Raw genomic sequence first — 9,188 nt, 5'->3', positions numbered from 1 at the left:
GTCAACGACGCGCCGGCGCTTGCCGTGGCGTACGTCGGGACGGCCATCGGCTCCGGGACGGACGTGGCCATCGAAGCCGCGGACGTGACGCTGATGCGCGACGACCCGCTGGACGTGGTCAAGGCCATCCGCATCTCCGACGCGACGCTCCGGAAGATCAAACAGAACCTCGTCTGGGCGCTGGGGTACAACACCGCGATGATCCCGCTGGCGTCGCTGGGACTGCTCCAGCCGGTGTTGGCCGCGGCGGCGATGGCCTTCTCCAGCGTCTCGGTGCTGACCAACAGCCTTCTGTTCCGGCGGTACACCCCCGACCACGACTACGAACTGCTCGGCCGACTGCGGTAGGCCCCTCGCTCGCGGGGGCGGACTCGCTCCTCCCTTGGTTGCGCCCGCCGGCGCGCGTAACGGGATTGAAGTCTTTTTAAATGAAGCGGTCCTACCCCGGCACAAGATGTTCAACGCTATCGTCAGCGCGACCACGCTGCAGTCCGCCCTCGACTCCGTCAGCGTGCTTGTCGACGAGTGCAAGATCCACCTCGAAGCCGACGGGCTCCAGATCCGGGCCGTCGACCCCGCGAACGTCGGGATGGTCGACCTCACGCTCGACGCCGCCGCCTTCGAGTCCTACGAGGCCGACGGCGGCCTCATCGGCGTCAACCTCTCCCGACTGGAGGACATCGCCGGGATGGCCGATTCCGACCAGTTGATCCACCTCGAACTCGACGAGGAGACACGGAAGCTTCACATCGCCATCGACGGACTGGAGTACACGCTGGCGCTGATCAACCCCGACTCGATCCGACAGGAACCGGACCTGCCGGACCTGGACCTCTCGGCGCAGATCGTCCTCGAAGGCCGTGACATCGACCGCGCGGTCAAGGCCTCCGATATGGTCTCGGATCACATCGCGCTGGGCGTCGACGCCGACGCCGACCTCTTCTACGTCGACGCCGAGGGCGATACCGACGACGTCCACTTCGAACTCGCCGCTGCCGACCTCATCGACCTGCAGGCCGGCGACGCGCGGTCGCTGTTCTCGCTCGATTACCTCAAGGACATGAACAAAGCCATCCCGAAAGACGCCGAGGTGACGATGGAACTGGGTCAGGAGTTCCCCGTCAAGATGCACTTCGAGATAGCCGAGGGTCAGGGCAACGTCACCTACATGCTCGCCCCGCGCGTCCAGAGCGACTGAGGCCGCGACTCTCTCTCCTCGTCCGCTCTCCGAACGCTCTCTCGCCGCGAAACCGAACGACTCCTACACTCGGGAGTCCACGACTCGACTATGACCGACCAGACGGACATCGCCGTCGTCGGCGGTGGGGTCGCGGGACTGATGGCCGCTACCTACACCGCCCGCCACGACTTCGAGACACGCGTGTTCGACACCGGGGCGTCCATCCTCCGACGGAACGCCCACCTAGAGAACGTCCCGGGCTTCCCGGTGGGCGTCGACGCCAGACTGTGGCTGGATATGCTCGCCGAACAGGCAGAGCGTGCCGGCGCGACACTGATCGAGGCCGAGGTGACTGCCGTCACCGACACCGAGGGGGGTACGTTTCGGGTCGAGACGGCCGCGGAGACGTTCACGGTACCGCGGGTCGTCCTCGCCACCAAGAACGACGTCTCCTACCTCGATGTCGAGGGCGTCGGCGTCATCGACCGAGGGAAGACGTTCCTCGACACGGACGAGCGAGGACGGACGGGCGTCGACGGCTGTTACGCCGCGGGCCGTCTCGCAGAAAAACCACACCAGGCCGCGGTCGCCGCCGGCCACGGCGCCGAGGTCGGTGTCGCCCTGCTAGAGGACGCTGATGTCGGGTTCTACCACGACTGGGTGGCTCCGGACGGCTACTTCACCGACCGCGGCCGCGACCTCCCGCCGGGCTGTGAGGAGGTCGACCGCGAGACCTACGAACGGCGCCGTGAGCAGGCCCACCGGACGATAGCTGACCGGTTCTCGGACCCTGATCTCGAACCGCCCGAGACACACCCGAGCCTACAGGAGTAGCGCTCACTCGTTGACGCGTTCGAGGTACTGGGTGACGACTATCTGTCCCTTCGCGGTGAGGACGGGGCCGCCGTCCTCGGACTCGATCAGTCCCTTCGAGTGGAGCGAGTGCAGCAGTTTCTTCACCCGCGATGGGTCGCTGTCGAGGACGCTCGACAGCGAGAGGCCCACGTCGCCAGCCGAGTAAAGCGTCGTCAGCGTCTCCGTCTCGGCTTCCGAGAGCGTCAACTGCGAGATGGACTCCCTGATGCGGTCGTAGGTCCGGCGGAGATACCGCCCGAGGATGGACAGTTTCCGGGCGGAGTCGACGGCCGCCACCGTCGTCAGCGCCTCGCCGCCGTCGACGTGGCTGACGACTAAGACGGGGCGTTCGGTGCCGTCGACGGCCCGCGTCTCGCGGCCGAAGTCGATGATCCCGTCCAGCGGAATCTCCAGCGGTCCCTCCTCGGTGTCGAAGACCACGCCGCCGGACTGGAGGTTCAGCAGACTGCCCCGGAAGTCGGTGTCCATCACGCGCCCGCCGACCTTCGCCGGGTGTTTCAGCGTCACCGACGTCCCGTTGAGAATCGCCTTGAACAGGACGGTGACGAACTTCTCGATGGTCGCCTCCTCGCCGGAGACGGCCGCCGCCTGTCGCCGCCCGTCCGCCTCGAAGGCGACGACGACGGGCGTCCCGGGCATCGGGTCGAACGCCGTCGGGAGCGACCCGACGGTGATGTCGAAGACGGCCGACAACGGCACTGTCAGTTTGTCGTCCTCGTCGGCGGCCAACACGAGGCGGTCCTCGCCGAGGATGATCCGGCCTTCGACGAACGGGTCCCACTCGCGGCTATCGACACTGACGTTCCCCGCGAAGTCGGCGAGTACCGACGGCATCGACAGTCGCTACTCGTCGGACGGATAAATCGCTACCGCGTGTGTTCAGTCCCCGAAAGGACCGCCCGGGCCGCCGCCCATCCCGCCCATCCCGCCGCCACCGCCGCCCTGTTGCATCTGTTTCATCATCCGCTCCATGTCCGCGTCGCCCATCCCCTGGAACTGCTTGAGCGTCTCGGACATCATCTTGTGCTGTTCGAGCAACTCCCGGATGCGCTCCTCGGGCTTGCCCGACCCGCGGGCGATGCGCTCGGTGCGGGACTTGCCCACGATGCGGGGGTTCTCCATCTCCTCGTCGGTCATCGAGTCCATGATGACCTGGAAGTCACGCATCCGGTCCTCGGTTACGTCCATCGCGTCGTCGGGCAACTGGTCCATCATCCCCCCGCCCATCCCGGGGATCATATCCATCACCTGATCGAGGGGACCCATGTTGTTCATCGCCTGCATCTGCTTTTTCATATCGTTGAGGGTGAACGTCCCCTCCATCATGTCCTCGGGGTCCCAGTCGTCTTCTTCGTCGCCGGTCTGCTCCATCGCGCGCTCGACGCGCTCGGTGAGTTGCTTGAGGTCGCCCATCCCGAGCAGTCGGGAGATGAAGCCGTCGGGCTCGAAGCGCTCGATGTCCTGGACCGTCTCGCCCGTCCCGAGGAAGGCGATGGTCGAATCCGTCTCGTCGACGGCGGCCAGCGCACCGCCACCCTTCGCGGTCCCGTCGAGCTTCGTGACGACGACGCCCTCGATACCGATAGCCTCCTGGAAGTCCGCGGCCTGACTCTTGGCGGACTGGCCCATCGCGGCGTCTAACACCAGCAGGTTGCGGTCGGGTTTGACCTCCTGCTCGATGCGTTCGATCTGTTCGATCAACTCCGCGTTGAGGCCGTCGCGACCGGCCGTGTCGACGATGCGCACGTCGGCGTCCTCGGTCGCGTCGAGGCCCTCGCGGGCGATCTTCACCGGGTCCTCGGCGTCGGGGTCGCCGTAGAAGTCCACTTCGGCACGCTCGGCCATCTCCTTGGACTGGTCGTAGGCGCCGGGCCGGTCGGTGTCGGTCTGGATGATCGCCGGGCGCAGGCCCTTCGTCGAGAACCACCACGCCATCTTCGCGGCCGTGGTCGTCTTCCCCGACCCGTAGAGGCCGGCGAGCATGATTGTCTGGGACTCGAGTGGGAGGTCCGTCGACTCCCCCACGAGTTCGACGAGTTCCTCGTAGACGATGCGCAGGACCCAGTCCCGGGCGGAGGTGCCCGAGGGCGGTTCCTCCTCCAGGGCGCGGCTCTTTATGTTGTCCGACAGTTCCATCACGAGGTCGACGTCGACGTCGGCCTGCAACAGCGAGCGCTGGATCTCCTTGACGACGCCGTCGACCGCCTCCTCGTCGATGCGGGAACTCCCCCGGAGGTCGTCGAGGGCGCCGCGCAGCGAGGAACCGAGATCGTCGAGTACCATTTGCGTGTCCTACGCTACCGGCCCGGTAAAGCCTTTTTGTCGCCGCCCGACGCCCACGTATGGGCTATCACGTCACCGATCCCGACGCGCTCGCACCCGCCGACGACTACCCCTGTGACCGCCGCTCGATCACCGGCGCGACCGGTCTGGCCGCCCTCCACCTCGCCCGGTACCGGATGGCTCCCGGCGAGGACCTCGCCCGGGCGTACCACTACCACGAACTCCGCGAGGAGGCCTTCTACGTCCTCGAGGGACCGCTTCACGTCGAGACGCCGGAAGGGACCTACACCGTCGAGACCGACTCGGTGTTCGTCGCCGAACCGGACAGTCCCCACCGGCCGCACAACCCCGCCGACGCCGACGGGCCGGTGACGGTCCTCGGTGTCGGCGCGCCGCGGTCGGATCCCGCACTCCCGTACGACCCCGAGGAGTGACCCACCGTTTTATGCCCTCTTCGGGCCCAAGAGTAGCTATGACCGACGCCCTCGACCGACTGCTGGACAGCGGCGTCGTCGCTGTCCTCCGCGGTATCGACCCCGAGAAGATGATCGAGACGGTCGCGGCCCTCCGCGCGGCGGGCGTCACGGCCATCGAGATAACTGCCGACGCGCCCGACGCCAGCCGTACTCTCTCGCGGGTCGTCGACGCCACCGACGACGACGCTCTCGTCGGTGCGGGAACGGTGATGGACGCCGCGACGGCCTCACGCGTCATCGAGGCAGGCGCCGAGTTCGTCGTCTCGCCGCACTTCGACCCCGCCGTCGTCGAGACGGCCACCCGCCGCGGCGTCGTCGTCGGTCCGGGGATTATGACGCCCACCGAGGCCGCCGACGCGATGGCCGCCGGCGCGGACTTGCTGAAGGTGTTCCCGGCCTCGACGGTCGGTCCCGGCCACCTCGGAGCGATACAGGCACCGCTTGGCGAGATTCCGATTATGCCGACCGGCGGTATCGACGCCGACAACGTCGCGGCGTTCTTCGAGGGCGGCGCGGCCGTCGTCGGCGCCGGGAGCGCCCTCATCGACTACGATGCTGTCGAACGCGGCGACTACGACGCCGTCGAGTCCCACGCCAGCGAGTTCGTCGCCGCCGTCGCGGCGGCACAGCAGTAGCCCGGACTCACTACTCGGCGTTGAATATCTCGAATTTTCGACCGGCGAATCCCAGACCGTAAAACAAGTAATCCCGGTGTGCGGAGTGTTGGCTCACAATGCATCAACTGCTATCGAAGCGTGCGGAGTCTCCCGGTAGTCGGGGGCGACAGGGGGCGGTATCGTGAACCTCGGCGTTCCGACCGAACGGGCGGTCGGCGAGCAACGGGTCGCGCTCGTCCCGCCCGTCGCCGAGTCCCTCGTCGACGACGGCCACGATGTGTCCGTCGCCGCCGGGGCCGGCGAGGGTGCCGGCTGGGCCGACGAGGACTACGAAGCCGTCGGCTGCACCGTCCTCGACGACCGTGAGGCGGTGTTCGACCGTGCCGACGTCCTCTTTCAGGTACAGGCGCTCGGGGCCGCGCCCGACACGGAGACGGACCCTACCGGGACGGACAGGTCGTCGTCGGGATGCTCGGACCGTACGATATCACCGACGAGCAACTACAGACGCTGGCCGACCGGGACGTGAGCGCGTTCTCGATGGAGCTCATCCCGCGGATCAGCCGCGCCCAGAGTATGGACGCCCTCTCCTCGCAGGCGAGCCTCGCCGGCTATCAGGCCTGTCTCATCGCCGCCGAGGAACTCCCGAAGATGTTTCCCATGGAGATGACCGCGGCGGCCACCATCCAACCGGCGGAGGTGTTCGTCGTCGGCGCCGGCGTCGCCGGTCTGAAGGCCATCGCCACGGCCGAGCGCCTCGGTGCGTCGGTCCGGGCCTACGACATCCGCCTCGAGGTCAAACGCGAGGTCGAGAGCCTCGGTGCCGAGTTCGTCGAACTCGATCTGGAGACCGACGACTCGGGCGACGAGGAGGGGTACGCCCGCGAGATGGACGAGGAGTTCTACGCGGCCCAGCGCGAACAGATGCAGCAGGTCGTCCCCGAGTCCGACGTGCTCGTCACGACCGCCGCCATCCCCGGCGCGCCCGCGCCGGAACTGGTCTCGGCGGAGATGATCGAGGCGATGGACGCCGGCTCGGTCGTCGTCGACCTCTCGGCCCCGACCGGCGGCAACTGTGAGCCGACCGTCGCGGGCGAGACGATAGAGCACGAGGGCGTGACCATCCACGGCCCGGAGAACCTGCTCGCGGGTCAGCCACACGGCCAGCCAGCAGTACGCCAACAACGTCGTCAACTTCCTCGACAACATGACCGCCGACGGCGACCTCGACATCGACTTCGAGGACGAGATTATCGACGCGACCCTGCTCACCCACGACGGGACGATACGGAACCCACACCGCGACGACGCGGACGACGACAGCGAGCCAGCGGACTCACAAGACGACGCCGACGAGAACACCGGGTCAGCGGACTCACAGGACGGCTCCGAGGAGGTGAACGACGCGTGACGTTCGTCCAGAACCTGACGCTGTTCGTCCTCTCGGCGTTCGTCGGCTACGAGATCATCACGAAGATACCCACGAACCTCCACACGCCGCTTATGTCCGGCGCGAACGCTATCTCCGGCATCACGCTGCTGGGGTCGGTCGTCGTCGCCGGGTCGGGGTCGACGACGCTGGCGACGGCCCTCGGGTTCGTCGCCGTCGTGATGGCGACGATAAACGTCGTCGGGGGATACCTCGTGAGCCACTTTATGCTCAGCGAGTTCAGTCAGGGGGGTCGGTGAGATGGCTGGTGGAATCCTCGCCGAGACCCTCCCCGCACAGGCGCTGCAGTTCGCGTACCTGATCGCCGGCATCCTGTTCATCCAAGGGTTGCGCGATATGACTCACCCGCGGACGGCCACGCGTGGGAATATGATCTCCTCGGCTGGAATGTTCCTCGCCGTCGTCGTCACCGTCCTGTGGTTCGAGATCCTCTCGCCCGTCATCCTCGGTGCGGGACTGCTCGTCGGCGGGGCCGTCGGCGGCTACCTCGCCGTCTCCGTCGAGACGACCGAGATGCCCCAACTCGTCGGCCTGTTCAACGGGTTCGGCGGCGGGGCCTCGGCGGTCGTCGCCGGCGCCGAACTGATCGACGTCCTCGCCTCCGGCGGGAGTCTCGGGGTCGGCCTGACGTCGACGGCGGCCATCGCCGGTATCATCGGATCGGTGACGTTCTCGGGCAGTCTCGTCGCCGCCGGGAAACTCCACGGCGTCGTCGGCGAGTCGCCCTTCGAGGCGACGACCGGCCACGTCGTCAAGGCGGTGTTCCTCGCGGTAGCCGTCCTCGCCGGTCTCGCGCTCGTGGTCCAACCGTCGCTGTTCGGCTCGATGCCGATGGCCGAGTGGGTCCCCACCTACTGGGTCGTCGTCGCCGCCGCCTTGCTCCTCGGTGTCTTTCTCGTCATTTCTATCGGTGGCGCGGATATGCCGGTGGTCATCGCGTTGCTCAACTCCTACTCCGGGCTGGCGGCCGCGACGACCGGGTTCGTGCTGGACAACACGGTCCTCATCGTCGCCGGGACCCTCGTCGGCGCGTCGGGGATGATACTGACGGTCATCATGTGTGACTCGATGAACCGGTCGCTGACGAACGTCCTGTTCGGCGGTCTCGGCACCGACGACGGTGACGGCGCGGATATGGAGGACATCTACGAGGGCCAGATAACCGAGACCTCCCCCGAAGAGGTCACGATGCTGCTGGAGACCGCAGAACGGGTCGTCATCGTCCCCGGCTACGGGATGGCGGTCGCACAGGCCCAACACGCCGTCGCCGAACTCGTCGACCTCCTGGACGAGAACGGCGTCGACGTCGAGTTCGGCATCCACCCTGTCGCCGGTCGGATGCCCGGCCATATGAACGCCCTGCTGGCGGAGGCCGACGTCTCCTACGAGAAGATGCGCGAACTCGAGGAGGTCAACCCGACGTTCAACCAGACCGACCTCGTCATCGTCACCGGGGCTAACGACGTGGTCAACCCCCGAGCCAACGAGGACGACGACAGCCCCATCGCGGGGATGCCGATACTGAACGTCGAACAGGCTCGCCACGTCGTGGTCAACAAGCGCAGTCTCAGTCCCGGGTTCTCCGGCATCGCGAACCCGCTGTTCGCCCGCGACAACACGAGTATGCTCTTTGGCGACGCCAAGCAGTCGATGCAGGACCTCGTCAACGAGTACAAAGAGTCGACGTCCTAACGCTGCGGCGGGTCAGGCCGTCAGTTCTTCGGGCGCCCGGACAGTCTCTGTCTCCGGTGCGTCTTCGAGCAATTCGGTTTCGTTCGTCGGTCGCCCGCGGTGACGGCGGTCGTCTGTCATACCGTTCTGTACTGTCCCATCCTACTTCAAGCGTCTCGCGGCGGCGAATACCGCCATCCCTCCGGACTGTCGGAAACAGTTGCCGACGTTCCGGTCGGGGACTCACTCCTCGAACAGCCTGTCGACGATGGCTTCGGGGTCGAAGCGTTCGAGGTCGTCGTAGCCCTGTCCCGTTCCGAGAAAGAGGATCGGTTTGCCGGTAACGTGGGCGATGGAGATAGCCGCGCCACCCTGGGGGTCGGCGTCGGCCTTCGTGAGTATCGTCCCGTCTACCTCGGCCGCGTCGTCGAACTCGCGGGCGCGGTTGACCGCGTCCTGCCCGGCGACGGACTCGACCGTCTCCGCGATGGACTCCAGTTTGCTCTCGTCGAGTTTCAGGCGGTCGACCAGCGCTTGGGTGTACTCGCCCTCCGCGAGCATCGCCTCGGCCTCCTCGACGTCGGCGGCGTTGGCGTCGAGGATGGCTTCGCTGTTCGCCCGGATGGCGTCGGCGA

Annotated in this window: 9 protein-coding genes and 3 pseudogenes; 9 read left to right on the top strand and 3 right to left on the bottom strand. The window is 66.9% G+C overall.

All coding sequences use genetic code 11. From position 1 onward, the window contains the following. From GJ629_RS11920 to GJ629_RS11910, 3 genes and pseudogenes are all read left to right on the top strand, one after another. Positions 1-348: pseudogene (locus GJ629_RS11920) on the top strand (heavy metal translocating P-type ATPase); the annotation flags it as partial. 106 nt (positions 349-454) lie between these two features. Beyond that, positions 455-1,198, top strand: a complete 744-nt coding sequence (locus GJ629_RS11915; protein WP_157513262.1) for a DNA polymerase sliding clamp — start codon at positions 455-457, stop codon at positions 1,196-1,198. Positions 1,199-1,288: 90 nt separating this feature from the next. Then, positions 1,289-2,014 carry an NAD(P)/FAD-dependent oxidoreductase gene (locus tag GJ629_RS11910; protein ID WP_157513261.1) on the top strand — a complete coding sequence of 242 codons (726 nt, stop codon included), beginning with the start codon at positions 1,289-1,291 and terminating at the stop codon, positions 2,012-2,014. A gap of 3 nt (positions 2,015-2,017) precedes the next feature. Here the strand turns inward: GJ629_RS11910 and GJ629_RS11905 are convergent, their stop codons facing one another. Both GJ629_RS11905 and GJ629_RS11900 read right to left on the bottom strand, forming a co-directional pair. After that, complete coding sequence (locus GJ629_RS11905) at positions 2,018-2,890, bottom strand: CheF family chemotaxis protein (protein WP_157513260.1); 873 nt, start codon at positions 2,888-2,890, stop codon at positions 2,018-2,020. A gap of 45 nt (positions 2,891-2,935) precedes the next feature. Further along, complete coding sequence (locus tag GJ629_RS11900; protein ID WP_157513259.1) at positions 2,936-4,339, bottom strand: signal recognition particle protein Srp54; 1,404 nt, start codon at positions 4,337-4,339, stop codon at positions 2,936-2,938. Between the two features lie 59 nt (positions 4,340-4,398). Here GJ629_RS11900 and GJ629_RS11895 point away from each other — a divergent pair, with 59 nt between their 5' ends. The 6 genes and pseudogenes from GJ629_RS11895 to GJ629_RS11875 all read left to right on the top strand — a co-directional run bounded on the left by GJ629_RS11895 (position 4,399) and on the right by GJ629_RS11875 (position 8,574). Beyond that, positions 4,399-4,773 carry a cupin domain-containing protein gene (locus GJ629_RS11895; protein WP_157513258.1) on the top strand — a complete coding sequence of 125 codons (375 nt, stop codon included), beginning with the start codon at positions 4,399-4,401 and terminating at the stop codon, positions 4,771-4,773. Between the two features lie 38 nt (positions 4,774-4,811). Next, positions 4,812-5,450: a bifunctional 4-hydroxy-2-oxoglutarate aldolase/2-dehydro-3-deoxy-phosphogluconate aldolase gene (locus GJ629_RS11890; RefSeq protein WP_157513257.1), complete on the top strand. Its 639-nt coding sequence runs from the start codon at positions 4,812-4,814 to the stop codon at positions 5,448-5,450. A 163-nt stretch (positions 5,451-5,613) separates the two neighbouring features. Beyond that, positions 5,614-5,961 carry a hypothetical protein gene (locus GJ629_RS17610; RefSeq protein ID WP_370515894.1) on the top strand — a complete coding sequence of 116 codons (348 nt, stop codon included), beginning with the start codon at positions 5,614-5,616 and terminating at the stop codon, positions 5,959-5,961. Further along, positions 5,901-6,843, top strand: a pseudogene (locus GJ629_RS11885) (NAD(P) transhydrogenase subunit alpha). The gene GJ629_RS17610 and the pseudogene GJ629_RS11885 overlap by 61 nt, the downstream one beginning before the upstream one ends. Continuing rightward, the gene (locus GJ629_RS11880; protein ID WP_157513256.1) at positions 6,840-7,121 is read left to right on the top strand and encodes an NAD(P) transhydrogenase subunit alpha; all 282 of its coding nucleotides are present in this window, start codon (positions 6,840-6,842) and stop codon (positions 7,119-7,121) included. The pseudogene GJ629_RS11885 and the gene GJ629_RS11880 overlap by 4 nt, the downstream one beginning before the upstream one ends. Before the next feature lies 1 nt (position 7,122). Further along, complete coding sequence (locus GJ629_RS11875; protein ID WP_157513255.1) at positions 7,123-8,574, top strand: NAD(P)(+) transhydrogenase (Re/Si-specific) subunit beta; 1,452 nt, start codon at positions 7,123-7,125, stop codon at positions 8,572-8,574. Between the two features lie 222 nt (positions 8,575-8,796). Here GJ629_RS11875 and GJ629_RS17175 read toward each other — a convergent pair. After that, positions 8,797-9,188 (bottom strand): annotated as a pseudogene (locus GJ629_RS17175) (signal recognition particle-docking protein FtsY); the annotation flags it as partial.

The organism is Halapricum sp. CBA1109, assembly GCF_009741825.1.
Lineage (GTDB): Archaea > Halobacteriota > Halobacteria > Halobacteriales > Haloarculaceae > Halapricum.
This window is presented reverse-complemented; position numbering and strand designations above follow the sequence as displayed.

Bases quoted from the DNA above. Each gene is read 5' to 3' on its own strand.
- GJ629_RS11915 (WP_157513262.1), top strand. From the start codon at position 455: ATGTTCAACGCTATCGTCAGCGCGACCACGCTGCAGTCCGCCCTCGAC.
- GJ629_RS11910 (WP_157513261.1), top strand. From the start codon at position 1,289: ATGACCGACCAGACGGACATCGCCGTCGTCGGCGGTGGGGTCGCGGGA.
- GJ629_RS11905 (WP_157513260.1), bottom strand. From the start codon at position 2,890: ATGCCGTCGGTACTCGCCGACTTCGCGGGGAACGTCAGTGTCGATAGC.
- GJ629_RS11900 (WP_157513259.1), bottom strand. From the start codon at position 4,339: ATGGTACTCGACGATCTCGGTTCCTCGCTGCGCGGCGCCCTCGACGAC.
- GJ629_RS11895 (WP_157513258.1), top strand. From the start codon at position 4,399: ATGGGCTATCACGTCACCGATCCCGACGCGCTCGCACCCGCCGACGAC.
- GJ629_RS11890 (WP_157513257.1), top strand. From the start codon at position 4,812: ATGACCGACGCCCTCGACCGACTGCTGGACAGCGGCGTCGTCGCTGTC.
- GJ629_RS11875 (WP_157513255.1), top strand. From the start codon at position 7,123: ATGGCTGGTGGAATCCTCGCCGAGACCCTCCCCGCACAGGCGCTGCAG.